This window comes from Nonomuraea turcica (genome assembly GCF_030718205.1).
In the GTDB taxonomy this organism is placed as follows: domain Bacteria; phylum Actinomycetota; class Actinomycetes; order Streptosporangiales; family Streptosporangiaceae; genus Nonomuraea.
On record NZ_JAUZQF010000029.1, the window covers coordinates 1 to 25,342 of the forward strand.

A 25,342-nucleotide genomic window follows, 5' to 3' on the forward strand; every position below is an offset into this window, starting at 1 on the left:
CTTCGTCCCCTTCGTGTTGATATGAGCGAATCGAAGGATTACGGAGTGGCCGTCTCTTGTCACATGGATCTCACCCGTACCAGTCCAGGGCTTGATCACCCGCACACCATCTCCCTGGACGTGAACATCACAGGGAGGGTGAGCGCCGGCACCTCACCCTGCAGCCCCAGCCCCTTCAGGAGATCCAGACCCGCAACCGGACCGACCAGCACACCGACGAGTGGAAGGCCCGCTACGCGTTACGCGCCGGCTGTGAGGCCACTGTCTCGGAGACAACCCGCGCCCACGAACTATGCGAATGCCGCTACAAAGGCCTGGCCAAGACCCACGTCCAGCATGTCCCGACCGCGGCAGGCACCAACGTCCTGCGCCTGGCCGACCACTACATCCCCGGCGCCTACCCCGACCGGCCAGCCCGTTCGCGCAGCGCTTTCCAGCAGCTCTGCTGTTGCGCTCGACAGGCCTGGAGCAGGCTTCAGGGGCTGACCCGTGTGATGCTCGGCCATCCCATCACCGGTCGAACGGTACCGGCACGTGATTCACGACCGCGGATCCGGGCTGCGTTGCCAGGCACGGCCTAGACCGACTGGCCCACGGGCTGCTGTCGGTGTTGCCCGCACAGCGCGGGGAGCCACACCGACAGCGCGCCGAGCGCGGCTCAGCCGGGGACACCGACGGCGCCGCTGGTGCTGGCATTGTCGGCGGGGCCATGGTGCGCGCTCGATGTCATAATCAGATTGAAGACTTCGCGCGGCGGGAGGTCGGCGTCCAAGGGCACGTCTTGATCGAGTAGCCAATCCAAGGCGGCAGCCAGGATGTGCGGCGGGACGAGAGGCCCTCGGGCGTACACCACGCGCCACGGCGAGGGGGGCGAGGTGTCGAGACTCCAGACGGGATGGCCGGCATCGTTGCCGTGAGAGATCAGAATGCCGATGTCCTGCCAGAAGGCCAGCAGGTCGGCCATGGTGTCCACGGGCGGGTCGTCGCAGGCCTCGATGAGGGTGGCGAACCCGGCCTGCCAGCGCTCCCAGACGGCGTGGTCCTCCTTGATGTGGTGGCGCAGGACCTGGACGGGCGGGTACTCATCCAGTCCGGGGTCCTCTCCAGCGGCGGGCAGGTCAAGGCCGGGAGGCTGAATGCCGTCCCAGATGCCGGAGTCGAGCCACTGCTGCGGGCTGGACCAGCGCTCGGGTGTCTGGGCGGCGGCGAGTTCGGCCAGGCGTGCGGTGGTGGCGCGCGGGCAGTCCAGCAGCGCGCCGACGATCTCCGCTGAGCGGGGGCACAGCGTCGGCCAGCCGGTGTCGAACAAGGCCAGCATGGCCTGCTCGTCCTTGCCGAGGGTCAGCCCTGGATGCCCGTCGAAGGGAATGACCTGGCGGGGCCGGCTCGGCGCGGCGGGCAACTCGACCCGGTGAGGGCGGTGTCCGTAGCGGTCGATCCAGGCGGTGGCCAACGTCAGACGGTGTTCCTCGAGCGCGTCCTGGATGGCTTGCATGCGCCGGTCTTGGGCGGCGCGCAGCTTGTCACGGCGCTGGCGTTCGGCGGGGGTGAGGTGCACGGCGCAGTGCTCTGAGCCGATGCCGGTGACGATGGTCTTGGCGCAGCGGTCCTTCTTCAGTGTGGTGCCGGCGCATTGCGCGTCGGGGTCCGGGTCCTCGCGGTAGGCGGCCTCCACGTCGCAGATGATCTGTGGGTCGATGGGCGGCCTCGCCAGTTCCACGTCCGGGCGGACCTCGGCGGGGTCGGTGCCGGCCTCGCGGGCCTGGGCGAAGATGGAGCGGGCGCGAGGCGGCCCGCTGCCCCAGGCCGGGGCCAGCGGGAGCCGGGCTTCCATGATGGCGGTGGCGTGGGCAGCATTGAGCAGCATGTCGCTGGCCTCACTGTGGATGTGCAGCTCTTCGCTGAGGTTGAGCCGCATACCGTTGATCAGCTGAAGGACGTTGCGGATCTCCCAGGAGAGCCGGGCGGCCTGCATGAGCAGCCAGGCGGGAGAGAAGCCGCCGTGACGGTCGCGTCGGGGCGGGGTGATGGTGCGGGCCGGGAGGGAGCGGGTCTGGCGGGAACGGGTCATGCCTCTTTCTCCAAAGGGGCTGCGGGAACGGCTGCACGCGTCGGGGTGCGGCTGCATGCTTGCACGTCACAGCTGTGCGGTCCGGTGCCACTACCGCCATTTGTACCAACGTTGGTACAGACCTGTGAGGATCATGCCCGCCACCGTGGGTGAGTGCCCGATCCGATCACGCCACGCCTCGCTGAGCTGCGCAGACAGTTCGGCCTGCGGCTGCGTGAGCTCCGCGAAGGGCATGGCCTCACTCAGGAGCAATTGGGCGAGCTGGCCGACGTCGACCGCAAGACGATCAACCGGATCGAGAACGGCATGTACAGCCCGCACCTGGACAAGGTGTTCCAGATCGCCGACGCGCTGCGGGTGCCGACCAGGGATCTGTTCGAGTGGAGTGGAGCGCCGGAGCATCGATGATGCCCCGGCTCCACGGGGAAAAGCCCACGCGATCGGCCAGGCACCACAACCGAGTCCTTACGTCGTGTGGTGCTGATCGTCCTGGCGGGCTTCGGCCAGGGCGTAGGCGCTCTCGACGAAGTCTTCCGCCTTCCTCCTGATTGCGTCCGCCTCGTTGTCAGGCTGAGTCTGCGCCTGGAGAGTTTCCAGGAGGATCGAAGTGATGTGGACGCGCAGCGTCTCAGGGTCATCTGAAGTGCCAGCCGGCGTCGTTTCTTCAGCCAGGCTGGCGCGGATCGCGCTGAGTTCGCGTGCTTGACGCAGTCCCGTCTCGGCGGACAGCACCAGCTCGCTGAGTCCTTGCCGGGTCAGCCCCACTGTTTGCTCGGCGACCAGGCAGGTCAGGCGCGCCGCACGGGCGGGCGCCTCTTGCGGGCGGGCCGACCCGGCGAAGCCGCATATCCCGCACAGCAACCATCCTGCGACGGCCTGCGGCTCCTGCCGATGAACCGCCCGGATGAGGGTGAGAAAGGTCTCCAGCGTTTCGAGGGGTTCCCGCCAGGCGCTGGGACGGGCGAAGGGCACGGCTGCGCTGCGCGGCTGCCAGCCGTCGGCCTGGGCTTGCTGGCTCAGCAGATCCGGGTGCAGGGGCAGATCCACCACATAGTCGGCCAGGAAACGGCGGTGGTCGTCGTCCGTGGCGTCGGCCAGTCCCTGGTCGTAGAGAACATGCAGCAACGCCAATGTGCCGAACGTGGGGATCTCGGCCCCAGCGGCGATGGCGCGCAGGACGACATCGTCGCTCCAGAGAGGAGACCCTGTCTCCAGGGCGTGTTGTACTGCCGCCAGCCATGCGCCTTCGCGCTGCAAGGTGAAGGTCGGCCTCTGGGCCACCAGGCCGGCATCGAGACCGCCGGTCATGAGTTCCGTCACGAGGGACAGATCCGCCACCGAGGCGATGCCCGTGAGCCCGGCCGCTTTCACCAGCTGCTGCATCCGGTTACCCAGGTGGTCCCTTTCCTGCTGCGTGAGCTGGGACACGCGCAGGCCGGAGCCGGGTTCGACGCCGATGTTCATCGACGATTTCCGCACCTGGTCGATGGCGATCGTGGTCATCGTGAGGTCGTCGTAGCACGGGGACGGCAGATGGACCGCGGCGAAGCGCGAACGTAGTTCGGCGAAGCCAGCGACGGTTTGGGTGGCCAGGTACAGCGTGCTGGTGTCGATCACCACGACGTGGTCCAGCGCAGCCCGAACGGCTGCTACCTCGACGTCGAAGCGTTCGGGATCGGCCTCGCCTGCGGGAATGCAGCCGGCCGCACGCTGTAGCAGCGCCAGCGCATAGGGGCGGTTGAGCTGGCTGGCCAGAAGCCCGAGCGGGATGGCGTCGGCCAGGACATGGTCACGCAGGTGTTGGGCGAGGCTGGCGCCCGGCTCCAGCATCTGGCGCAGCGCCTCCGGATCGGTGATGTCCTGGGGATCGACCGGGCGCAGCGGCCCGTCCGGGTGCAGGCGCGGATGTGTCTCGAGGGCGGCCTGGAGCCGGGCGCCCAGCGCGGGCGGGAGGACGAGTGTGGGCGGCGGGGAACTGGGGAGCGAGTCGTCCTCGTGGGGAGGTTCGCCGGTGGCGAGGAGGATCGTGATGAGCACCTGGCCGGTGAACTGGGTGTGCTCCGGGAAGCGTTCCACGAGATCGAGCAGTTCCTGGACGGTATCGGCCGACCATCCCGTCCGCGGCAGCACTGCCGCCTTGAGCTGCGCCTGGGTAAGGGTGAGCACCGGCGGGAGCAGCGCGGTGTAAGCCCGGAGCGCGAGGTCGGGCTGGCGTGCGAACCAGCGTGCGCCGATCAGGCTCCAGGCGTACCCCACCTGCTCGGCCGTCAGCGGTCCCGGCTCCCGTACGGCCTGGGGCAGACTGGAGCGGCTCAGCAACAGCAGGGCCCGAGATCTCCACTCGTCGTGCTGGCCCGTGCGGTCGAGAATCCGCAGCGCCCGCTGCAGGAATTCGACGGCACCGAACCGGGCGGCCGCGCGGTCGCACGCGTGGACGGCTTCGGTGTGGCGTTCCAGCTCGACCAGGGATTGCACCAGGGCGGCCGCGCCGGACAGGGAGCGATCGGCGAGTTGCCGCAGGCGCATCAGGCCGGCTTGGTGGTGACCTTTGGCGATGTCGGCTCGTGCGTGCAGGGCCGAGGCCTCCTCGGCGGTGACGACCTCGCGGGCCACGAGGTCCTCGAGACCGGGCAGCGGCCAGGCGCCCAGTTCCGCCAGCGCCCTGAAGGCGATCATGCGTTCTTCGAGGGCATCGCCAGCGGCCAACTGCACGACGTGGTTCCACAAGGGAATGAGGTCACTCGGTTCGGCGGCCTGGGCGTCGGCGCGGACGGCGTCGAGCACGGCGGTGCCGACGGGACTGCTTACCTTGGCGACCAGGTCGTCGGCCTGAGGGTGACCGAGTTGCAGTGCGACCCGGGCGGCGGCCTGGGCCAGGTGCTCAGCGGCGGCCTCCCGGGCGTTGGCCTGCCCGTACGGCTCCGGCAGCGCGACGGCGATCGCGGCGTCGAGATCGCCGGTGAGCAGGTGAATATGGAACAGGACGTAGGCCGGATGTTCACTTGGTCCGCCCCAGCGGCGCTGCTCGGCCCGGGCGCTGTCGGCGAGCTTGCGAGCACGGGTGAGGTCGCCCTCGTGCAGCGGGCTCATGCCGATGCTGGCCCGCTGAGCTAGAGCCCTGGCCACCGCGATCCGGCCCGAGTTGCTTCGGGGGAAGGCGGACACCAGCGTCTCGAGCCAGGTGACGGCCGTGTCAAGATCGTGACTGGCAATGGCTTGATCGGCAAGAAAGCGCAGAGCTGTACCTTCCGAGCGGACACTGCCGTCTTCGACGGCCTCCGCGAGGCTGGCCGGAAGGGCAAGAGGTCCTCTGCCGCCGGTCTTTCGCGCTCGAGCAGGGCAAGGCCGAGGTCGGCCAGGAGCCGGCCGTCCGGCGACGGCGCGGTCTCGGTCAGGATCGCTGTCGCCTGTGCTGGGTCGGAGCGGATCAGAGACAGTCCGGCGAAGGCTCGCCACCGCTGCGCCGGGGTGGCTCCCGCTGTCACGGCACGGTTGAAGCATGCCGCCGCCTGAGGCTCCAGAAGATGCTCGTTGGCGTAGTCGGCTACCGACGCCCATAGCTGCCACCCCATTCTTTGGCCGGCACCATGCGGGGGTTTTCGCCAGGAGGGTGGAGACCGCGTCGGCCGGCGGGGCTGCCTGCAGGAGATCCGCCAGCCGTTCGACGGCACGCGCTCCAGCGGTGTCGCCGTCTTGCAGGGCACGGCGCCGGGTGTCTTCGAGCCGGTCGCGCGCCTCGCCGGGCAGGCGGTCCAGCCATCGGGCGAAACGCTGCTCGGCCGGGTCGCCGTCCTCGCGCGCGGGGCGCGCCAGGCTAGTGCGCGCGAGCACGCTGGCCTGGTCGATCTGCTGGTCGGCTGGGATGGTCACCTTCCAGCCTTTGCCCGTGGACTCGGCTGCGTCGTGGGAGAGCGACTGCTAGTAGAGCGTTCCCGAGACGGGGTCGTGCAGGACGATCACGACGGGGATGTCGTAGTCGAACCAGTATTGGGCGTGCTCATCAGTGAAGCGGAAGATCCAGCCATCGCGAGTTGGCTCGCTGAACCAGCTCTGGCCGGATTTGATCTGTGCACCGAGCAGGCGCCCGGCGGTGTGGCCATTCTCGACAAGCTCGAGGATGGCATCGACCCCGAAGTCGTTGACCGGTTGTTCTCGGCACAGCCAGCCGAGACGTTCGTGGACGGCCTTGGCCACGGCGGCCACGCCCGCACGCTCGACGTGTACAGAAGCATCGACCCGCACAGCCACTCCTTTGTGAGCCGGCTTGGATGGAGGGCTCCCACGAGCCAGGTCGAACAGCTTAGCGAACCGGCAGAGACGCCACCCCGCACAACCAAGAGGGCTACGCGTTCCGGTGAAAGGATGAGATCCGCTCGAAGCGTGGTACACCATTCCAACGCGAGGAATATTTTGGTGATGTAATCTGAGGGATAGAAGAGCGGTGGATGGCGAGCTCGGGAGCGTGGTGTGACCCAGGAGACGGCGCATGCGAGCATGCTGACGCTGGCTCGTGAGTCACGCGGGATGACCCAGACCGCGCTCGCCCACGCCATGTCGGCCCTGGCGGGAGAGCCGATCAGCCAGGGCTATGTGAGCAAGGCCGAAGCGGGCCGCCTCACTGTCGAGGGCGATCGCCAGACCGTGTACGCCCGCGCTCTGGGCTACCCTCCGGCGCTGCTTCGCCTGGACGCCGACCTGAGCGGGGTCGGCATCGGGCTGGTGCACCACCGCAAGAAGGCCGCGCTGGGAGCCCATGCGCTGCGCCGCATCCACGCGCAGCTCGCCCTGAGCCGCCTGCAGACACGCCGTCTCCTCCGGGCCCTGCCCGCGGATCAAACCCTGCACCGCTTCGAGCGTATCGCCGTGAACGACCTCGACACCCCCACCGAGGCGGCACAAACACTGCGCAAGCTGTGGGAAGTTCCCGCCGGGCCGATTACCCACCTGGTCGGGATGATCGAAGGTGCCGGCGGACTGATTCTCGTACGCGACCTCGAAAGCCGTGACCTGGACGCGGTCAGCCAGTGGAACGGAGCCGAGCGCCCGCTGTTCCTGCTGGGCGCGCACGCTCCGGCCGACCGATTCCGGTTCAGCCTTGCCCACGAGCTCGGGCACGTGATCATGCATCCCGAGCCTGGCGCCACCCCGCAGCAGGAGCGGCAAGCCGATGAGTTCGCCAGCGAGTTCCTGATGCCCGCCGCGGACATCGGTGGCGAGTTGAGCGCAGGCTTGGACCTGCCGCGTCTCCAGCTGCTGAAGCGACGATGGGGAGTGTCGATGGCCGCCGTGGCCCGCAAGGCGCTCACCCTGGCCGCCATCAGTGAATGGCAGTATCGCAACCTGATGATCGAGATGTCCACGCTCGGCTACCGCACCCACGAGCCCAGCGAAATCCCGCGCGAACTCCCGCAGACCGTGCCCGCCGCGGCGCAACGCCTCGTCGCTCAACACGGACTCGACCGCGCCGCCGAGATCGCAGGACTGCTCGCTGAAGAGTTCACCCGCTTGTTGTTGCCCCACCCCGGCTCGCCGGACCCCAACCCCGCCTGACACCGGTTACGTCTCACGAGGTGAGCACATGGACGACCGCACCAGCGCACCATCCCGTACCGTGGCGAGCTCTCTGCTCACCTCGCCGCCCGACCACGGTACGGCCGGGCGCGCCATCACACAGCGCGCCCTGACCTTGGAGCGCGCCAACCTGCTGCCCGAAGCGCCCGGCTACCTCCATCCCGACCACGGCGGCCTGGTGGTGTGCGGCACCGGCTGCTCGGCTCGGCTGCACGCACTGCGGCGGACCTTCGCCGGAGTACTGGCCGAAGACTGCGCCGCATACGAGAAGGAGGTCGCCACCACCGACGCGCCGTTCTGCCTGCCAGAGGATGTCCTGTTCGGCGGCGACCTGGACAGCGCGCTTCAAGAGCAGCTCGACAACGGGGCCTCTTTCGCCATCACCCCGACCCGCTATATCAAGGCCGGCGATCCCGCGGCCTTGAAGGCCGTGGTGAAGGCGACCAAGGCGCTGCGGCGCGATGACGTCGTGGTGACGCTTCCCGTCTCGATCGGCTGGCTGCGGCCGGAGGCGCGCACGACCCTGGTGGCTGCGATCCGCGCGATGGAGCACCCGATCGCGCTGATCCTCGGCGGGCAGCGCGATCCGCTGCAGCAGTTCGCGGCCGCCCCCCAGCAGCTTCGGGAACTGCTGGCCGACGTACCGGGCACCGGGCTGTGGCGTACCGACCTGGCCGGGTTCGACGCGCTGGCCCACGGCGCCGGCTTCGCCGGCATCGGCGCGGGCGGTTCATTGCGCCACCTCGTCCCCGCCGGGGAACGCGCCGAGACCTCCGGCGGCGCAGCGAACTACCCCTCGGTGCTGATCCCCTCCTTACTGCGCTTCAGCAGCGCCAAGTTCATCGCCGACTCCTACGCCAACGCCACTGCGCCCCGCTGCACTTGCAGCCGCTGCCAAGGCAGGCCGCTGGACGATTTTCTCGGCCTCACGAACGTGGTGAAGGCGGCCGCGCACGCGCACAACAGCGCCACCTGGAACGCCTGGCTGCCCGATCTGCTGGAGCAGCCCACGCTGGCCGACCGGCAGATCTGGTGGCGCGCCCGCTGTAAGCAGGCCGTAAACGCGCACGCCCTGGAGAACACCCGTATCAAGCAGCCCAACCATTTCAAACCGCCTAAGCCGCTGGAGAAGTGGGCCAGCCTGCCGCTCCGCACCGACGGTCAGGCGGTCACGCCCCCGCCGGGGGCAGAGTGATCTGCTGGTAGGCCTGCTCCAGGAACAGCCAGCCCGCGGCGGAGAATCTGCGGCGTTCGAAGGGCGCCGGTGGGACGACTACGTGTGATTCGCCGTCGGCGTCGACGATCACGCCGATGCCGTAGAAGTCGGCTTCCATCCGTAGCATGTGGAGATCACGTGGTGGCGCGGGAAGCAGCATCGCGCGCGGACAGAACGGTGCGAACCGGCCTGCCCGCTCCAGGCCGACGCGCCACGATCGGGTCGCTACGACCGCCAGACGCGCCTCGATCGGGGGGACCGCCAAGCGGGTCACATGGCCCTGGTTTCGGTGCATCGCGCCGTTCGGGAGCAGGCGCAGTGCATCCGATGCCATCCGTCCGACTGCCGACAGCGGCAGCGGCACGTTCACCGGCAGGTCCAGCAGGACTCGCAGCGCATCCGGTGAGGTGATGGCCGTCATTCCGGTGTGTCGGCGTCGCTCGATCTCGGCTTGATCCGGCTCGTAGTGCAGCAAGACTGAGGTGCCCTGCAGCACCACATGCGACGAGAAAGTCCGGTTCAGGGGAAAGCCCGGCACGTCGGCGACGGCCTGAGGAAAAACCTCTGCGGCGCCGGTCACGTCTTCACCCTCTTCTGCTCACTCGTGTCGTCCAAGCCCGTCCCCCGCGATCAGGTCGTAATGCCCCCGCAGGCCCGCGACCAACCGTCCCAATGGCTCCCAAAGGGCGTCGCCGCCTGTTCTGCGATACCAGCGCCGCCGGTCTCGCCCGACCTCCGTCACCCTGCTCACCATGCGCAAGGCCAGCAGGTCCCGTACCACCGGGTAGTACACCGCCGATTGCACGCCGTGCCGGACGGCCAGCCTCCCGAGGTTCACCTGACCCTCCGGTGCGCTGGCGAACGCCTCCAGCACCTCCAGCCGATACCGATTGCCGAACATGCAGGCAGAGACCCCACGGATGTCTTCCAGTCCGGCTCCACGCACCCCTTCACCCTAGTGATTAACGAATGCATAATCCATAGCACGTGACGCGTGCCTGCCCCGGCAGCCACGGGCCATCTCCCTCACGGGCCGCGCTGAGCAGAGCGTGGTGACGACGCACGAGCATACGCCCCTGCCCGTCTCCCGCGACGCCTCTGTCACGAACCCATCACAATGCGTGCGCTGCCCGAAACCGCAGCGATCCCGGCGGCGATGGTCCCAACAGGCAGGAGAAGGGGGGTCGGATGGACAGCAGCCAGCTCCGGTACGCCGTCATTGACCTGGAGACCACGGGCCTGCGGCCGTCGTGGCACGACCGGATCATCGAGGTCGCCGTCGTCGTGCTCGACCCGCTGGGGCGGATCACGGACGAATGAAGCACGCTGGTCAACCCCGAGCGCGATCTGGGCGCCCAGCACATCCACGGCATCCGCGCCGCCGACGTCCGGCATGCCCCGAGTTTCAAGGACATCGCCGGGGCACTCACCGAGCTGTTGCGCGGCCGAGCGCCCGTGGCGCACAACCTCCGCTTCGACTTGGGCTTCCTGCACGACGAATACGCGCGGGCCGGCACGCCGATCCTCGACCCGGGCCCCATCGGCATCTGCACGATGACCGAGGCCGCCCGCTTCCCTGCCCGCTGCCGCACGACTGGATCTCAGCCGCGCTGACGCCATCCGTCTGCACCACGAGTACCTGGACACTCTGGCTCACGCGGCCAAGGCGGACGGCGTCGTCACGGCTACGGAGCGCCGTGAACTCGACCTCGTCGCCGCGCAGCCCGTTCACCGAACGGGTGCTGTTCGCCCTGGTCGCCAACCGCGCCCTGGACGCCTAGTCCAAGCTCGCAGGAGCCCCGGCGAAGAAGTAGAGGACCTCGTCGTCGCTCAGTTGTGAGGCTGCTTGTCCGCGTGTCAGCCTTCCTGATTGATCGTTACCCGCCACACCCCGGGCTCTGTGGGGCGTGCGCCTGCCGAATGGGGTTGTACGGGCAAACAACCCGACCGGCACCGCTCATACCTCGAGGGGCAGGCCGGCATAGGTGCGGCGGAGGTTCTCCACACTCCGTACGAGGGCAAGGTTCGCCGCCGTCAGCGTACGGACCTGCTCTTCCAGGTCGTTGAGCCGCTTCTTCAGTTCCAGCAACTCGACATCGAGTGCTGGAGCCTCCATGACCATCCGTCCACCGATCATGATGGGTTCACCTCCACGTTACGGAACAACCACAGGGTGCATGCTCGACGGTCTGTCGGGTAGCGGCGAATGTCCCAGATCGAAGGGACCAAAGGCATCGGCTGCCATCCCTCCGGGGCGGACATTCGTTACGTGGTGACCTCATCGCGGTGCGAGGCGCTTACGCGAGGGTTCGGGCCAAAGGTCCCTTTCGGAAAGGGCCTTTGGCTCGCGCGTCCTCGCTGCCAGGGATGATCTGGTGGGGACATGGATGCCATCACGCATGCGTTCGCCGGGCTTGCCGATGAGGAGGCCGCTCGGCTGCTGGCCGAGCACGGGCCTAACGCGCTGGCGGAGCCGAAGCAACCTTCGCTGCTGGTGCGGGCGGTGCGTCAGCTCGCCGACCCGTTGTCGCTCCTGCTGTTGATCGCCGGTCTGGTCACGCTGGTGGTGCTGGGGGAGGTGCCCGAAGGCGCGGCCATCCTCGCCATCCTGGTCGTCAACGTGGTCATTGGGGTGAGTCAGGAGGTCAAGGCGGAGCAGGCGGTTCGGGCGCTGCGGATGCTGACCGCGCCGATGGCCAAGGTACGCCGAGGTGGCGTCGTGCGCCGGATTCCGGCGGCCGAGGTGGTCGTCGGCGACGTGGTGGAGGTGGCGGCGGGCGATCGGGTGCCCGCCGATGCGCGGGTGGTCGAGGCGGCCTCGCTGGCGGCGAACGAGTCGATGCTGACGGGGGAGTCGCGCTCGGCGGGCAAACGCGCTGGAGGGCTGACGGAGGGGCCGCTGGGCGACCGAGACGGGGAGCTGTTCTCCGGCAGCATGATCGTGCGAGGCTCGGGTGCCGCGGTGGTCACCGCCACAGGCGCCACCACCGAGGTGGGCCGCATCGCCTCGGCCTTGCACGGTCACGTCAAGGGGCCCTTGGAGGTCGAACTGGCCCAGGTGTCCAAGCGCATCGGCCTGCTGGCCGTGGCGGCCGGCGTGGTCATGGTGGTGCTCGGCTTCACCCGGGGCGGGATCGAGCCGTTCGACCTGGTATTGGCCGGGGTGGCGCTGGCGATCGCGGCGGTGCCCGAGAGCATGGCGGCGGCCGTCACCACCGCGCTGGCGCTCGGATCGCAGCGCATGGCGCGGCTTGGGGTGATCGTGCGGCGGTTGTCGGCGATCCAGGCGCTGGGTGCCACTACCGTGATCGCCTCGGACAAGACCGGCACGCTGACCACCGGCCGTCTGGCGGTGGCCGACCACCTGGAGGTCCCGGGCATGGACCTGTGGCGGGCCGCGGTGCGCTGCAACGACGCCCGTGACGGGCTTGGGGACGCGGTGGACGTGGCCCTCCTGGTCGAGGCGGAGCGCCACGGAGTGCGGCCGACGGGGCCTCGGATGGTCACCAGGCCTTTTGACGCCGACATCCGGTCGATGGCCGTCGTCACAGTCGGCCCGGTGCTGACCGTGAAGGGCGCCCCGGAGGTGATACTCGCCCGATGCGCCGCGACCGAGACCACCGAGCGCTTGGCCGCTGCCGTGCCGGAACTGGCCGGGCGCGGCCTGCGGGTGCTGGCCCTGGCCGAGGGTGACACCGACGATCTGGACGCGACAGGGCTGCGGCCGGTCGGCCTGGTCGGGCTGAGTGACGAGATCCGTCCATCGGCCCGGCAGGCGGTGGCGGACTCCCGGGCGGGCGGTATCCGGGTCATCATGGTGACCGGCGACCACGCGGACACTGCCCGGGCGGTGGCTGAGGAGGTCGGCATCGAGCCGGAGCCGGTGGTGACCGGGACAGAGCTGGGCGGGGAGGACCGCCCGGCCCGCCTGCGGGAAGCGGGCGTGCTGGCCCGCGTCGACCCGGCAACCAAGCTGGATCTGGTACGGGCGCTGCGCGACGGCGGTGACGTCGTGGCGATGACCGGCGACGGCGTCAACGATGCGCCCGCCCTGCGGCATGCGGACGTGGGCGTGGCCATGGCGGGGGAGGAGGGCACCGACGTGGCCCGCGAGGCTGCGGCCGTGGTGGTCACCAACGGTGAGCTGGGCACGATCGTGACCGGCGTGCGCGAGGGCCGCCGCCTGCACCACAACGTCGCCTCGATGATCGGCTACCTGCTGGCCGGGAACCTGGCCGAGATCTTCCTCGTGCTGGTCGGCCTGTTCGCCTGGCCGGACCTGGTCATCCCGCTGCTGCCGGTGCAACTGCTGTGGATCAACCTGGTGCTCGACGGCATCCCTGCCATCGCCCTGGGCGTCGACCGCGCACCCGGCGATCCCCTCGCCACCAGGCCCGGCCGGGACGGGTTGCTGTCGCGATCGGTACTGGTGAGGATCGGGATCCGTTCGCTCATCGTCGGCCTGCTCGTCGTTGCCGCCGTCGAGGTCGCCCGACGGCTCGGTTGGGACGAGGACCAGGTCAGGACCCAGGCCGTGCTCACGCTCGTGTTCGCCCGGCTCACCCTCGCCTACGTGGCCCGGGCCCGCCGGTGGACGTTCGAGCGCGGCTGGTGGCACGGCTGGGCGGTACTGGTCGCCGTGAGCGGGACGGCCGCACTGCAGGCGCTGGTCACGCTGGTGCCGCCGCTGGGCACGCTGCTCGCCCTTGCCCCGATCCCGCCGCTGGGCTGGGCCATGGCACTGGGCGCCGCCATACTCACCCCGCCGCTGTGCGACCTGGCCCGCCGAGTTCGTACGGCCGCCAAGCCAGCGCCGACCGGGGACGGTCGTCCCTGATGAAGGAGGACTTCGGCCTCTAGAGGCACGGCGTGTGCCAGGCGTGTTCTGACGATGGGGATCGGGGACCCATGCAAGGAGACTGCGATGAACAGGCCGATCGTGGTCGGAGTCGATGGATCGCCATCGTCGTACGAGGCGCTGGCCTGGGCGGCCGACGATGCCGCCCGGCGCGGGCTGGACCTGCGGATCGTGCACGTACGCGCGCCGTGGGCGGACGAGCACCCGCTCACGGCGGCCAGTGACCACCGGACGCTGACCGAGCTGCTGGCCGCCGCGGCGGCACAAGCCGGTCACCGGCCGTTCGCGGAGAAGGTCGCGACGGCTTTAGCGATCGGTGTGGTGACAGAGCGGCTGAGGCACGAGTCGCAGTCCGCCGACACCCGGCGGCTCAGGGGCTGTCCGGCCGCAGCCTCATAGACGGTGGATGCGGCGGCCCGTGACCTGGTGCGGGACGATGCGGATATACAGAGGGCGGTCGCCGCCCGCCCACGGGGTGACATCGACATCGGGGACCTCGTCCGGCGGCACGTGGTGCGCCGGGCCCTGGATGAGGACGCTCCAGCCCTCCTGCCTAGCCTCGTCGATCCGATCCACCTGGAAACCGATCTTGATCTCCACACCTTCCAGGCCGGTGCGCAGGTCCTGATCCATAGGGCCGCCATAAGAGGTGCGGAAGACGATGGCACTCTCGTGGATCTTGTAGTTGACGGGCAGCACCGTCGGCCCGTACGAGCCGTTGAACGCCACCCGGCCGATGCCGCCCGGCGCCACCAGTCGCAGGCACTCCTCGCGATCGAGGACCTCCAGTGCCGGCTCTGCCGCGGCGGGACGCGAGTCGCCAGGGGTTGTCATCCGTATCTCTCCTCCTTGGTGACGGTCACAGTGATGACGCTACTCTCGCGATCTCGTGGCAGGGCAGACAGGGTCCTTCGTCCCTTGAGCGACCGACCTCCGGCCCTGCACCCGGCAGGTGCGGGCAGGGTGCGATGGAGGTACGACCAAGGAGGGACACATCATGATCATCGTCGGAGTGGACGGCTCTGTGAACTCACGGGCCGCGGTGGAATGGGCGGCCAACGACGCCTGCCGTATGCGGGTGCCGCTGCGGGTGGTGTATGCGATGGACGGTAGCTGGTACCAGATCGGCAAATACCCTGACGTCGGGCTGCCCGACGTGCTGCTCCGCGAAGGGCGGAGAATCCTGCGCGAAGCCGAGGCACTCGTCCACGAGCGCCAGCCCACCGTGGACGTCACCACGCAACAGGTCGAGGGCACGCCTACCGTGGTCCTGCGCGAGCAGGCCAAAGACGCCACCGAGATCGTGGTCGGCAGCCGCGGGCTCGGCGGCTTCGCCGGCGCGCTGCTGGGCTCCGTCAGCACTCATGTAGCCGGGCACACCCACTGCCCCGTCGTGGTGGTCCGCGGCGAGCACCGGCCGCCCCAGGGCGAGGTCGTCATCGGCGTGGACGACTCGCCCGAGTGCGAGCCCGCGCTCGCCTACGCCTTCGAGCAGGCGCAGCTGCAGGGAGCCGCACTGCGGGTGCTGCACGCCTGGCAGCTGCCGGTACACGCCTACGCCCCGGCAATCGCCTATGACATGGACGAGGTCCGTACGGCACAGCACCAGGTCGTCCGGAACCGGCTGGAAGCCCTCGCCAAGGACTACCCGCAAGTGAAGATCATCGAGGACGTGCACTCGGCGCATCCCGTGGAGGCGCTCACCGACGCGTCCGGACGGGCGGATCTGCTGGTGGTGGGCTCGCACGGGCGGGGCGCTATGGGGTCGGTGCTGCTCGGCTCGGTCAGCCGCGGCGTTCTGCACCATGCCCGCTGCCCGGTGGCGGTGGTCCGCGCCTAGCGCAAGAACCTGAGACCTGCGTGCTATAGGTCTTCACCCGCCCGGCCACCGAATTGAAGGCGGACGTCAGAGCCGTTCTCCCGGACCCTGAGGCGTTCACCATCGAGGTCCACCAGGGCATCGTGACGGTCAGCGGCCGCGTGCGGCGGCGCTCTCAGGCCATCGCCCTGGTAGAGGCGGTTCGGGAGGTCGAGGCGTCATCGACGTGGAGTATGAGGTGGCCTGCGACGTGGAGGACATCATGGTCGTGCCTCAGCTCGCCAGCCGACGGACCGTCGCCTTACGGTCGGCCTGGCACGATGGGTCCGGCAGCACCTTAGTGGCCGTGTAGGAAGGGTTCGCTTATGGCCGACCAGAGGTTGCGGCGTAAGCCGTACGAGAGGGAGCTCTTTCGGCTGCAAGCCGAGCTGGTGAAGCTGCAGGAGTGGGTGAAGGCCGAGAGGCGGCGAGTGGTGGTGATCTTCGAAGGGCGGGACGCCGCGGGCAAGGGGAGCACCATCAAGCGGGTGGCCGAGTACCTCAACCCCCGTGTGGCCAGGATCGTCGCGCTGCCTGCGCCCACCGAGCGTGAGCGCACGCAGTGGTACTTCCAGCGGTACGTGGAGCACCTGCCGGCCGCCGGGGAGATCGTGCTGTTCGACCGCAGCTGGTACAACCGGGCCGGGGTCGAGCGGGTGATGGGGTTCTGTACGCAGGAGGAGTACACGCGGTTCCTGCACCAGTGCCCGATCTTCGAGCGGCTGCTGGTGGAGGACGGGGTCCTGCTGCGCAAGTACTGGTTCTCCGTCGACGACGCCGAGCAGGAGCGGCGCTTCCGGGCCCGGCTGGAGGATCCGATGCGGCGGTGGAAGCTGTCGCAGATGGACCTGGAGTCGATCACGCGGTGGGAGGAGTACTCCCGGGCCAAGGACGAGATGATGATCCACACTCACATCCCTGAGGCACCCTGGTATGAGGTGGAGAGCGGGGACAAGCGGCGGGCCAGGATCAACATGATCTCCCATCTGCTGTCCACGATCCCCTACCGGGAGGTGCAGCGGACGCCGCTGGAGATCCCGAAGCGACCACCTTCTACGGGCTATCGCCGCCCGCCCCGTCTGGAGACGCACGTTCCCGACGTGGCTGCGGAGCTCGCTCACGAGTGACCGCCACACCGCGTACCGCTCCGCCGAGCCATGGCGAGCCCGGCGTCCCCCGGTCACACGGCTCATTCCACTCCGGCGCCGTGTGGCCGGGTCCACGCCCTAGCTCGCCCTGATGGTCTTCAGACTGGAGGAATCGGCGGCGGGTCCTGCTCATCCTGGGGGTCGCGGTGGATCTGGATGGTCCATTCGGCCGCAGCGGCGGCCAGCGCGGCGGCGGCGGTGACGACGGGAGCGGCGATGAACGCCACCACGCCGACGGTCACGGGGATCTCCATCACGGTGTGGCCGTGGGTGTCCTTGACGATGATCCGGCTGACGTTGCCCTCATGGATGACGGTCTTGATCTTTTCGGCGAGTTCCGCACCACGTACCCGGACCTCTTCCTTTGTGATGGTCATTTCTTGTCTCCTTTCTGACTTGCGCCACTGTCAGGATTCCGCCAGGCAGCCTCTTGGGGTACGGGCGAAGGGCCTGATCATCGCCGCCAGTGGTCCCGATTCGGAGCGGCTGGAATCTCCGGTGGGCTGTCAGGTGAAGGCCAGCGCTGTGAGCAGGTAGACCGTGGTGGAGACCAGGTCCTGGATGACGGTGGCCAGCGCGCCGGGAACCGTAGGTGGGGGGTCGCGGCCCAGGCGGTTGGGCAGCCACGGCAGGCCCATGGCCAGCACCGAGGCCACGGATCAGGCGGAGAACAACGCGAAAGCGGCCGTCACGGCCACGCCGAAGAGGCAGAACGCCCCGCTGAGTGAGATCCATCTCGGGAACATGCTGGCGCTCTCGCGCATGGGCGTGCGGATGGTGCCGCCGATGCCTGCCTTCTACAACCACCCGAGGTCGGTCGACGACATCGTCGACCACGTGGTGGCCCGCGTTCTCTACCAGCTCGAACTGCCCGCACCCGCCGCCAAGAGGTGGGCGGGCATTGGCCCGGGCAGGGTGTCCCGGCATGCGAATCCTGCTGACGGAGTCTTAACCGGGTGACAAACGTACGGCAGTGACCTTGTACTCCGGGCACGACGTGACCGTGTCCGCGTGGCCGGAGGTGAGGGCGTTCACCTGGCTGGCGGGGAAGTGGAATGCGCAGAAGAGCTGGCCGGGTGCCGTGTCGTCGGTGATGCGGGCGGTCAGCGTGGCGCGTCCGTGGCGGCTTTCGACGGTGACCGGGTCGCCGTCGTGTACGGAGTGCCGGGCGGCGTCGGCGGGGTTGACGTCGATCCGGTCGGCGGGGTCGAGGCGGATGTTGTCCGTTCGCCTGGTCATGTTGCCGGAGTTGTAGTGCGCCCATCGGCGGCCGGTGATCAGGATGAGCGGGTAGTCGTCGTCGGGGCTCTCGCCGGGCGGGAGGTAGGGGCAGGCGGCGAGGTGGGCCAAGCCGTCGGCCGTGGCGAACCGGTCCACGTACAGCTTGCCCGTCCCCGGGTGGCCGGCGTCGGGGCAGGGCCAGGCGAGGGCGCCTTCCCGGTCCAGCCGCTGGTGTGAGATGCCGGCGAAGGCGGGGGCGACCTGGCCGCATTCGGCGAGGGCGGCGGCCGGGGTGGGGCAGCCCAGGTCGGCGCCGAGCGCGGTGGCGAGGGCGTGGACGATGGCGAAGTCGGTGCGTGCCTGTCCGGGCGGGGCCAGGGCGGGGCGCACCCGTTGGAATCGGCGGTCAAAGTTGACGAAGGTGCCGTCCTTTTCCAGCCAGGACGCGGCGGGCAGCACCACGTCGGCGTGGCGGGCGGTCTCGGAGAGGAACAGTTCCTGGCAGATGACCAGGGGGCAGGTTTCCAACGCTTCGACGACCTGGTTGGTGTCCGGGTCGGTGGCGCAGACGTCCTCGCCGACGATCCACAGTGCGTGCAGTTCACCGGCCCGCGCCGCGCTGAACATGCGGGGGATGCGCAGGCCGTCGCGGCGCGGCACCGGAACGCCCCAGATCTGCTCGGCCCTGGCACGGGCGGCCGGGTCGCTGACCTTGGCGTAGCCCGGGAGCAGGTCGGGCAGAGCGCCCATGTCGGAGGCGCCTTGGACGTTGTTCTGGCCGCGCAGCGGGTTCACGCCGTAGCCGCGGTCGGTGCCGACGGCGCCGCGCAGGATCGCGAGGTTGGCGAGTGTTCGTACGCCGTCGGTGCCGTGCAGGTGCTCGGTCACGCCGAGCCCGTACAGGATCGCGGGTCGCTCGGCTCGGCCGTACAGTCGTGCGGCGGTCACGAGGTCGGGTGCGGGAACGCCGGTGATGGCCGAGACGCGGTCGGGTGGGTAGTCGTCGAGGAGCGCGGTGAGCTCGGTCAGACCGGTGGTGCGGTGGTGCAGGAAGTCGGGGTCGGTCAGGCCCTCGGCGAGCAGGATGTGCGCGAGGCCGTTGAACAGAGCGACGTTGGTGCCCGGCCGGGGCCGCAGGTGGACGTCCGCGTGCTCGGCCAGCCCGACGGCGCGCGGGTCGGCGACCACCAGTCGCGCTCCGCGTAGGACGCGTTGCAGCAGCCGTGCCCCGACGACCGGGTGTGCCTCGATCGGGTTGGCGCCCACCACGAGCAGGCAGTCGGCGTGCTCGACGTCGTCGAAGCTGTCGGTGCCGCCGGACAGCCCGAAGGCGGCGGTCAGCCCGGCGGCGGAGGGGGAGTGGCACAGGCGCGAGCAGTTGTCGACGTTGTTCGTGCCGATGACGGTCCGCATGAACTTCTGGATGAGGTAGTTCTCCTCGTTGGTGGCCCGGGCGGAGGAGATCGCCGCCACGGCGTCGGGGCCTGCCTGGTCGATCGCTGTCCGTAGTCCGTGGGCGATGTGGTCGAGTGCTTCGGGCCAGGTCACGGGCTCGAGCCGGGTTCCGCGGCGGAGCAGCGGCCGGGTGAGGCGTTCGGGTGAGCGGTGGAATGCGTGGGCGAAGCGGCCCTTGACGCAGGCGTGCCCGCGGTTGACCGGGCCGTCGTGGGCGGGCGTGACCGCGGTGACCTCGCCGTCGCGGGTCAGCACGTCCAGGGCGCAGCCGACGCCGCAGTAGCCGCAGGTGGTGCGGGTACGGGAGAGCGCCGACAGGTGGGTGCCGGGCGGCAGGCCGGGCTCGGTGAGCGCGCCGGTGGGGCAGGAGTCCACGCAGCCGCCACAGGCAACACAGTCCGAGTCGGCCCAGGGGCCGCCGGTTCCCGGCGCGACCACGGTGTGGCTGCCGCGTCCGGTCAGGGTGAGTGCGAAGGTGCCCTGGACTTCGGCGCACATGCGTACGCATCGGCCGCAGGCGATGCACAGGTCGCGATCCAGCCGGACGTAGGGATGGCTGTCGTCGCGGCCGCGCCATGGTTCGGCGGCTCCCGGGCCGACGCCCAGCCTCCGGCACCATCGGGCCAGCTCGGTGTCGCCCTCCAGGGCGTAGCCGGGGAGCGCCGAGACGATCAGCTCCACGGCGTCGTGCCGCAGTCGGCGCAGGTCGTCCTGATCCACCTCCACGTGAGCACCGTCTGTCACTGGGGTCACGCAGGCGGCGACCACGTGCCCGTCCAGCCGTGCCAGGCAGGTACGGCAGGAGCCCACGGGCGACATGCGGTCGTCGTGGCACAGCGTAGGGAGCTCACCGCCTGCCGCGCGGACCGCGGACAGCATGCTGGCACCCTCGGGTACGGCGACGCGGGCGCCGTCCACGATCACTCTCATCCGCCCCACCTCCGCAGCCGGTCTCCGTAGGCCCGGGCCAGGCTTCGCACGGCCGCTGGCACCCGGCGGCCGAACGCGCACAGGCTGGCCTGGCTCATCACATTGAGCATGCGGGCGTACGCCTCGCCGGGTGGATCGCCGACCGTGATCATTTCCAGCCCGCGGCGTGAGCCGACCCGGCAGGGCGAGCAGGCGCCGCAGCTCTCGGCGGCGGCGAACATCCATACGTGCCGCAGCACGTCCTGCGGTGCCGGCCGATGGTCGATGGCGACCAGTCCCGCGTGGCCGAGCGCTGCGCCGTGCCGGCTCAGCGTGGCCCCGCTCAGCGGCACGTCCAGCTCGTCTTCCGCCAGGAATCCGCCAAGGGGGCCGCCGACCTGCAGCACGGCGAGCTGGGCGCCGTCACGCAGGCCGCCGCCCAGCTCGGTGACGATCCGGCGCAGCGGCGTGCCGAGCTCGACCTCGTAACAGCCGGGGCGAGCGAACCGCTCCGACAGGCAGACCAGCTTCGTGCCCGGCTCACCCGGCGTGCCACGGCGGGCGTAGGCGTCACCGCCGTGCCGGACGATCCACGGGATCGCGGCCAGGGTCTCGATGTTGTTGACCACGGTCGGCGCGTCCCACAGACCGCTGCTGGTCGGGTACGGCGGACGCGCCCGCGCGCAGCCTCGGCCGCCTTCCAGCCCCGCGATGAGCGCCGTCTCCTCGCCCGACACATAGGATCCCGCGCCACCCACCACCTCGACGTCGAGATCCACATCGCTGCCGTGCACGTGCGCGCCCAGATGCCCGTCCTCGTACGCCTGCGCCACAGCCGCGCGCATCCGGGCCAGCGCCCGCGGATACTCCGAACGCACCAGCACCACTCCACGACGCGCCCCACAGGCCAGACACGCCAGCGCCAGCCCTTCGAGTACCCGCCCGGGATCCTCCTCCATCAGCAGCCGATCGGCGTAGGAGCCTGGATCGCCCTCATCGCCGTTGGCGATCACCACGGTGTCCGGTGAATGACCCGCGGCCGCCCACTTGTCGGTCACCAGGAATCCCGCTCCGCCCCGGCCCTGCAGCCCGGAGGCCGCCACCTGTGAGGCAACCTGCTCGGGCGTGCGCCGGCCCACGGTCTCCACCCAGGACCGCCAGGCGGGCTGACCGGCGAGGATCCCGGCGAGGACGACCGGCTCACCGGTGGCGTCCGCCACCGGGATCGGCGGCGCGTACGGCGGTTCCCGGCCGGAGATCTGCTCGGCGATCTTAGGGCCGGTGCAGGGCGTGTCACTGTCCAGGCAGGCGGGCCCCGCGTAGCAGTAACCCAGGCACCGGACCGCCTGCACCGACGTCTCGGGCGTGGACTCGCCACGGTTCAGGCCCAGAGCGTGCTCGATCTCAGGCAGGTGCCGGTTACCGCGCGCCGCGAAACACGCGGTCGCGACGCACACCCGCACGTGGCGGCGCCCATGCCCGGCGGCCAGATCGGCGTAGAAGCTCGCCGGGCCAAGCCCGGCCGCCGCGGGCAGCCCGAACCCGCGCGCGATCTCCGGCGCCCACGCCTGCGGCCCGGCGACGGTCTCGGACGCCGCCTGGGCCAGGGCCTGCATCAATCGCACGCCTGGCCGGCCGCGCCGATCGGAGAGAGCCCGGAACGCATCAAAGGGGCGGTCCACGCATTTATTCATGCCCGTTTCCCGGGTATCGGACACAGCGCTTCTTTAACGCACGATCGCGACCGGGCATGGAGCATGCCGCAACATGGCCGCCGTCACGGAGCCGAACCGTCCGTGCGGGCTTCCGACGACCACCAGGGTCGCGTCGGTGATGGCGGCGAGCGCCTCGCTTGCCCGTGACTGTGTCGTACGCGCCTCGATCGCGACCTTCGGCTGCTTCTCCGTCCAGGGCGCGAGGGTGCGCGCCAGCCAGTTGTCGGCCGCGTCCCGAACGGCCAGGGGGTCGAGAGCCGGGAACGTGATCCCTCCCCAGGCCACCGGAGGCTGGTGCCAGGCGTGCACCGCGAGCACCGGCAGGCCGCGTACGGCTGCTTCCGCGTAGGCGAAGCCGAGCACCGCGTCGGCCTTGCCGTCGTCCCCCAGACCCACCACGATCGGCCCCGGGTGAGGCCAGCGCGGCAGCGAGCCCCTGCCGCGGACGACGATGACCGGGCACTGCGCGTGGGCCACCGCATGGGCTGCCACGGAGCCGGTCACCGCTCGCGCCACGGCGCCCAGGCCGCGGGAGCCGATCACGAGCAGTCCGGCATCGGCCGACAGCTCCTCCAGTCGCCCGGTGGCCGAGCCCTCGTACAGATCGGGACGCACGTCCAGTCCTGGTGAACTGGCTCGTGCGCAGTCGGCGCCGTGCCACAGCACATGCTCGGCCGCATGGCGCAGCGAGTCACGGGCCGCCGGATCCCCGTCGCCGTAGGGCCATTGCCACGCGTGGCAGACGATAAGGGGAAGCTTTCGGAGCTCGGCCTCGTCCATCGCCCAGTCCAGGGCCTGCATCGAGTGGTCGGAGCCGTCGTAGCCGATCACCACGCCCCTTGTCTCGTTCACATATCCACTCTTGGCAGACCACAGCGCCGTACGGCAGGCCACAACGGCTTGGTCTTGAAGGCTTTGCCCTTTCCTGGCCAGGGCGTCGACCGGGACCGTCACCACTCCGCAGCGCGCACGGATGGCTCGCCGCCCTACCTGATGCGCTGGCTGGACGACGGACACGAGAGCCTCGTCTTTCCCGGGCCCCGACGCGCGGGTCGTCCAAGCCACTCGATGACGAAGTGCCTGCACGAGTTGCCCCCGTCCGGCCCGGCTGCCCGAGTCAGCGCTGGACGATCATCCATTGCCGACGCCGACCGGGCAGCGTGTCCGACTTCGACGATCCCGCTCCCTACGTGGGGCGGAGTTCGATGCGTTCATGGCTCCAGTGACTGCGGGATGGAGTCCGAGGGGCCGGTCGGACGCTCTGTGTGCCCCGCGGCGTCGTAGATCTTCACCCACTTGATCGACGGGAACTGCTTGAGCGTCGGTCTGATCAGGTTGGCGATGGTGAACGTCGATCCTGCGCTGGTCACGCGGCCGGTCAGGTAGACCCTGGCGATGCCGTTCTTGATGGTCAGCTTGCTGAAGCCGGTGGCTGTGGAGCTGACGAACTGCAGTCCTTGCGCCTTCTCGGCTTGGGGGGGCCGGCGAACAGCCGCTGCAGCGTGCCGAAGGAGGTGGCCGGGGGGATCACCGGCCGCTGCACGGCGGTGGTGTATGGCCTGCGCCCGATGCCGTGGTTGGCCATGTTGAGGAAGTAGTCGCGCACGGGCACGGTCCGGTAGGGGGTGGCGATGTCGACGACGACGCGGCTCGGCTGAGTGAGCGTGTAGACCCGGAAGGGCACCCGCTTGGCGAGACCGACCCCGAAGGTCAGCGTCGCCTCGAAGTCCCCGGTGGTGACGACCTGGATGACGCCGGGCAGCGCGTAGGTCCTGCGGGCGGGCCCGTAGGTGACGTTTCCGTGGTCGTCGTGGCCGTCGGCCTGGCCGAAGCGCACCTGGAGCAGGGCGCTACCGACGGCGCTGACGGTGTGGCCGGAGCCGTCGGCGATCAGCTTGGTCACGTAGCGGACGTCGCGCTGGGCCGGCGCCCGGCCGCGGAACTCGAAGACCAGCCGGTCCAGGCCGGAGTGGTGCGCGGCCCTGATGCCCACCAGGGTGGGGATGGCGGCCTGCTGGGTAGCCTGCGCCGGTACGGCCGGCAGTCCCATGGCCGAGGCTGCCGCCGCGGTGGCGATGAAGGGGCGGATCGGGAGCATGATGATCATCTCTTTTCCCGTGAGTGCTCCTGATTCCAGCGTGAACACTGCCCGTGTCCCGGTAACACCGGCGAACGTCCTATAGTTCGCGGATTTCGGCCGTCACGGGACTACCGCCCGAGAATGCGAGGGGCTCTACGGGTTGGGACAGGGCGAGCGACGGTGCCGATCCCGACCGGGACTTTCGGCCCGCCGGGTCGTCACCAGCTCATCCCGCCGCGCATGCCTGGCATGTTCCACCAGTTGGTGCCGAACCAGTCGCTCAGGTACTGCTGCATCTGGAACATCTCGGTGTGCTGGGTGTCACGCACACTGGCCGCGAACGCTCTGACCTCCTGGTGTTCCGCCTGTCCGCGCATGAGCAGTTGCTGGGACATCATCACCGCCACCATGTGATGGGGGATCATGTCCTGCAGGAACGCCTTGTCCAGCGCATCGCCCGACAGCTTGGACAGATCGCGCATCATCGGCTGGTAATCGACCGCCGCCGAGCGTCCCGGGTACCAGGCGGCCAGCCACTTCTTCATAGTGGCGATCTCGGCGCTCTGGGTCTTCACGATTGAGGCGCCCAGGGCGCGCATCTCTGCCCGGCTCGAGCGCTGCAATTGTCCGGCTGCGGCGACGGCCTCCTGGTGGTGGGCCACCATCTCGGCCAGGTAGTCGAACTCACTGCCGACGCGAATATCGTGCATCCGGCCCATCGGCCACATGTCGTTCATCGGACCGTAGTTTTGTCCGTTCTGATGCCACCCGGTGACACGTGGTGGCTGGGCGTTGCCTGCGGCGACGGCAACGCCGGTCACCGCGGCGGTGGCGAGCACCGATCCGGCGGCGATCCCCGCGATCACTGACCGTCTCATCTCGGCCCCCTTGCTTCCATGACCGCTGATAGCAGGTCCCTCATGACCCAGCCTGAAGCGGCCCGCTCGGCGAGGGCAGGGTCTTCCGACACCTGGAGCCGGGACCAACAGCAGCCATGGGCAGGACCAATGACCCTCTCGGCAGGATGAGCGGGCACCGCCCATTCCCGATCACGTGTTCGTTCGCTGACCAGCAGGTTGTAGGTCTCGGGAGACAGGATCGGGCTCCAGCGCCGCAGCCACAGCACGCGGAAGATTATCCGAACGTCCCCCTTGGTCCTCCCGACGCCTGATGGAGGGACCTTAGACCCTATTGCTCGGTACCTTCTGCCATTTTAGCCGGGGCCACCGGCGGGGCAGAC

Annotated in this window: 27 protein-coding genes and 1 pseudogene; 13 read left to right on the top strand and 15 right to left on the bottom strand. The window is 69.6% G+C overall.

The features are described from left to right. Positions 1 to 143: 143 nt before the first annotated feature. A pseudogene (locus Q9G87_RS49155) lies at positions 144 to 581 on the top strand (transposase); the annotation flags it as partial. 77 nt (positions 582 to 658) lie between these two features. On the opposite strand, the gene Q9G87_RS49160 reads toward Q9G87_RS49155, so the two are convergent. Then, the gene (locus Q9G87_RS49160; protein ID WP_305923583.1) at positions 659 to 2,071 is read right to left on the bottom strand and encodes a hypothetical protein; all 1,413 of its coding nucleotides are present in this window, start codon (positions 2,069 to 2,071) and stop codon (positions 659 to 661) included. A gap of 153 nt (positions 2,072 to 2,224) precedes the next feature. Here Q9G87_RS49160 and Q9G87_RS49165 point away from each other — a divergent pair, with 153 nt between their 5' ends. Beyond that, positions 2,225 to 2,479, top strand: coding sequence for a helix-turn-helix transcriptional regulator (locus Q9G87_RS49165; RefSeq protein WP_305923584.1), 255 nt, complete (start codon positions 2,225 to 2,227; stop codon positions 2,477 to 2,479). A 57-nt stretch (positions 2,480 to 2,536) separates the two neighbouring features. On the opposite strand, the gene Q9G87_RS49170 is transcribed toward Q9G87_RS49165, so the two are convergent. Next, positions 2,537 to 5,236 (bottom strand): PIN domain-containing protein, encoded by a 2,700-nt coding sequence (locus Q9G87_RS49170; protein WP_305923585.1) that lies wholly within the window; start codon positions 5,234 to 5,236, stop codon positions 2,537 to 2,539. A gap of 753 nt (positions 5,237 to 5,989) precedes the next feature. Then, positions 5,990 to 6,313 carry a DUF4365 domain-containing protein gene (locus Q9G87_RS49175; protein ID WP_305923586.1) on the bottom strand — a complete coding sequence of 108 codons (324 nt, stop codon included), beginning with the start codon at positions 6,311 to 6,313 and terminating at the stop codon, positions 5,990 to 5,992. A gap of 225 nt (positions 6,314 to 6,538) precedes the next feature. On the opposite strand from Q9G87_RS49175, the gene Q9G87_RS49180 reads away from it, so the two are divergent. Together Q9G87_RS49180 and Q9G87_RS49185 are read left to right on the top strand one after the other, a co-directional pair. After that, the gene (locus Q9G87_RS49180) at positions 6,539 to 7,621 is read left to right on the top strand and encodes an ImmA/IrrE family metallo-endopeptidase (protein WP_305923587.1); all 1,083 of its coding nucleotides are present in this window, start codon (positions 6,539 to 6,541) and stop codon (positions 7,619 to 7,621) included. Positions 7,622 to 7,649: 28 nt separating this feature from the next. Further along, positions 7,650 to 8,837 carry a hypothetical protein gene (locus tag Q9G87_RS49185; RefSeq protein WP_305923588.1) on the top strand — a complete coding sequence of 396 codons (1,188 nt, stop codon included), beginning with the start codon at positions 7,650 to 7,652 and terminating at the stop codon, positions 8,835 to 8,837. On the opposite strand, the gene Q9G87_RS49190 is transcribed toward Q9G87_RS49185, so the two are convergent. Both Q9G87_RS49190 and Q9G87_RS49195 read right to left on the bottom strand, forming a co-directional pair. Then, entirely contained in the window at positions 8,812 to 9,438 is a 627-nt protein-coding gene (locus Q9G87_RS49190) for a hypothetical protein (RefSeq protein ID WP_305923589.1), read from the bottom strand. The two genes, Q9G87_RS49185 and Q9G87_RS49190, sit on opposite strands and share 26 nt — an antisense overlap. Positions 9,439 to 9,456: 18 nt before the next feature. Beyond that, a complete protein-coding gene (locus Q9G87_RS49195; RefSeq protein WP_305923590.1) occupies positions 9,457 to 9,759 on the bottom strand; it encodes a hypothetical protein in 303 nt (100 codons plus the stop codon). A 287-nt stretch (positions 9,760 to 10,046) separates the two neighbouring features. Between Q9G87_RS49195 and Q9G87_RS61010 the strand changes: the two genes are divergently transcribed. Next, positions 10,047 to 10,178: an exonuclease domain-containing protein gene (locus Q9G87_RS61010; protein ID WP_371825942.1), complete on the top strand. Its 132-nt coding sequence runs from the start codon at positions 10,047 to 10,049 to the stop codon at positions 10,176 to 10,178. A gap of 6 nt (positions 10,179 to 10,184) precedes the next feature. Continuing rightward, complete coding sequence (locus tag Q9G87_RS49200; protein WP_371825948.1) at positions 10,185 to 10,472, top strand: 3'-5' exonuclease; 288 nt, start codon at positions 10,185 to 10,187, stop codon at positions 10,470 to 10,472. Positions 10,473 to 10,815: 343 nt separating this feature from the next. Here the strand turns inward: Q9G87_RS49200 and Q9G87_RS49205 are convergent, their stop codons facing one another. After that, the gene (locus Q9G87_RS49205) at positions 10,816 to 10,995 is read right to left on the bottom strand and encodes a hypothetical protein (protein WP_305923591.1); all 180 of its coding nucleotides are present in this window, start codon (positions 10,993 to 10,995) and stop codon (positions 10,816 to 10,818) included. Positions 10,996 to 11,241: 246 nt separating this feature from the next. On the opposite strand from Q9G87_RS49205, the gene Q9G87_RS49210 reads away from it, so the two are divergent. Then, positions 11,242 to 13,695: a cation-translocating P-type ATPase gene (locus Q9G87_RS49210; protein WP_305923592.1), complete on the top strand. Its 2,454-nt coding sequence runs from the start codon at positions 11,242 to 11,244 to the stop codon at positions 13,693 to 13,695. A gap of 87 nt (positions 13,696 to 13,782) precedes the next feature. After that, on the top strand, positions 13,783 to 14,115 hold the full coding sequence (locus Q9G87_RS49215; RefSeq protein WP_305923593.1) for a universal stress protein: 333 nt from the start codon (positions 13,783 to 13,785) through the stop codon (positions 14,113 to 14,115). Here Q9G87_RS49215 and Q9G87_RS49220 read toward each other — a convergent pair. After that, positions 14,110 to 14,550: a pyridoxamine 5'-phosphate oxidase family protein gene (locus Q9G87_RS49220; protein ID WP_305923594.1), complete on the bottom strand. Its 441-nt coding sequence runs from the start codon at positions 14,548 to 14,550 to the stop codon at positions 14,110 to 14,112. The two genes, Q9G87_RS49215 and Q9G87_RS49220, sit on opposite strands and share 6 nt — an antisense overlap. A 163-nt stretch (positions 14,551 to 14,713) precedes the next feature. On the opposite strand from Q9G87_RS49220, the gene Q9G87_RS49225 reads away from it, so the two are divergent. The 3 genes from Q9G87_RS49225 to ppk2 are packed head-to-tail and all read left to right on the top strand — an operon-like array spanning position 14,714 to position 16,701. Continuing rightward, positions 14,714 to 15,556: a universal stress protein gene (locus tag Q9G87_RS49225; protein WP_305923595.1), complete on the top strand. Its 843-nt coding sequence runs from the start codon at positions 14,714 to 14,716 to the stop codon at positions 15,554 to 15,556. A 53-nt stretch (positions 15,557 to 15,609) separates the two neighbouring features. Next, a complete protein-coding gene (locus tag Q9G87_RS61015; protein WP_371825943.1) occupies positions 15,610 to 15,876 on the top strand; it encodes a BON domain-containing protein in 267 nt (88 codons plus the stop codon). Between the two features lie 24 nt (positions 15,877 to 15,900). After that, positions 15,901 to 16,701, top strand: a complete 801-nt coding sequence (gene ppk2, locus Q9G87_RS49230; RefSeq protein WP_305923596.1) for a polyphosphate kinase 2 — start codon at positions 15,901 to 15,903, stop codon at positions 16,699 to 16,701. 119 nt (positions 16,702 to 16,820) lie between these two features. Here ppk2 and Q9G87_RS49235 read toward each other — a convergent pair whose 3' ends face one another. Together Q9G87_RS49235 and Q9G87_RS49240 are read right to left on the bottom strand one after the other, a co-directional pair. Next, positions 16,821 to 17,099, bottom strand: a complete 279-nt coding sequence (locus Q9G87_RS49235; RefSeq protein ID WP_305923597.1) for a DUF4342 domain-containing protein — start codon at positions 17,097 to 17,099, stop codon at positions 16,821 to 16,823. Between the two features lie 129 nt (positions 17,100 to 17,228). After that, entirely contained in the window at positions 17,229 to 17,360 is a 132-nt protein-coding gene (locus Q9G87_RS49240; RefSeq protein ID WP_305923598.1) for a hypothetical protein, read from the bottom strand. Between Q9G87_RS49240 and Q9G87_RS49245 the strand changes: the two genes are divergently transcribed. After that, positions 17,359 to 17,682, top strand: a complete 324-nt coding sequence (locus Q9G87_RS49245; protein ID WP_305923599.1) for a flavoprotein — start codon at positions 17,359 to 17,361, stop codon at positions 17,680 to 17,682. The two genes, Q9G87_RS49240 and Q9G87_RS49245, sit on opposite strands and share 2 nt — an antisense overlap. On the opposite strand, the gene fdhF is transcribed toward Q9G87_RS49245, so the two are convergent. From fdhF to Q9G87_RS49260, 3 genes are all read right to left on the bottom strand, one after another. Continuing rightward, on the bottom strand, positions 17,671 to 20,328 hold the full coding sequence (fdhF, locus tag Q9G87_RS49250) for a formate dehydrogenase subunit alpha (RefSeq protein ID WP_305923600.1): 2,658 nt from the start codon (positions 20,326 to 20,328) through the stop codon (positions 17,671 to 17,673). The genes Q9G87_RS49245 and fdhF overlap by 12 nt on opposite strands. Beyond that, positions 20,325 to 21,923: an NADH-ubiquinone oxidoreductase-F iron-sulfur binding region domain-containing protein gene (locus Q9G87_RS49255; protein WP_305923601.1), complete on the bottom strand. Its 1,599-nt coding sequence runs from the start codon at positions 21,921 to 21,923 to the stop codon at positions 20,325 to 20,327. Before Q9G87_RS49255 ends, fdhF begins: the two co-directional genes overlap by 4 nt. A gap of 111 nt (positions 21,924 to 22,034) precedes the next feature. Continuing rightward, positions 22,035 to 22,874, bottom strand: a complete 840-nt coding sequence (locus tag Q9G87_RS49260; RefSeq protein ID WP_305923602.1) for a universal stress protein — start codon at positions 22,872 to 22,874, stop codon at positions 22,035 to 22,037. Between the two features lie 141 nt (positions 22,875 to 23,015). On the opposite strand from Q9G87_RS49260, the gene Q9G87_RS49265 reads away from it, so the two are divergent. Next, on the top strand, positions 23,016 to 23,306 hold the full coding sequence (locus Q9G87_RS49265) for a DUF1918 domain-containing protein (protein ID WP_305923696.1): 291 nt from the start codon (positions 23,016 to 23,018) through the stop codon (positions 23,304 to 23,306). Here the strand turns inward: Q9G87_RS49265 and Q9G87_RS49270 are convergent. The 3 genes from Q9G87_RS49270 to Q9G87_RS49280 all read right to left on the bottom strand — a co-directional run bounded on the left by Q9G87_RS49270 (position 23,234) and on the right by Q9G87_RS49280 (position 24,968). Next, complete coding sequence (locus Q9G87_RS49270) at positions 23,234 to 23,392, bottom strand: hypothetical protein (RefSeq protein WP_305923702.1); 159 nt, start codon at positions 23,390 to 23,392, stop codon at positions 23,234 to 23,236. The genes Q9G87_RS49265 and Q9G87_RS49270 overlap by 73 nt on opposite strands. A gap of 41 nt (positions 23,393 to 23,433) precedes the next feature. After that, positions 23,434 to 24,129 (bottom strand): AMIN-like domain-containing (lipo)protein, encoded by a 696-nt coding sequence (locus Q9G87_RS49275; RefSeq protein WP_305923603.1) that lies wholly within the window; start codon positions 24,127 to 24,129, stop codon positions 23,434 to 23,436. A 191-nt stretch (positions 24,130 to 24,320) separates the two neighbouring features. Beyond that, complete coding sequence (locus Q9G87_RS49280; RefSeq protein ID WP_305923604.1) at positions 24,321 to 24,968, bottom strand: DUF305 domain-containing protein; 648 nt, start codon at positions 24,966 to 24,968, stop codon at positions 24,321 to 24,323. Positions 24,969 to 25,342: the final 374 nt, after the last annotated feature.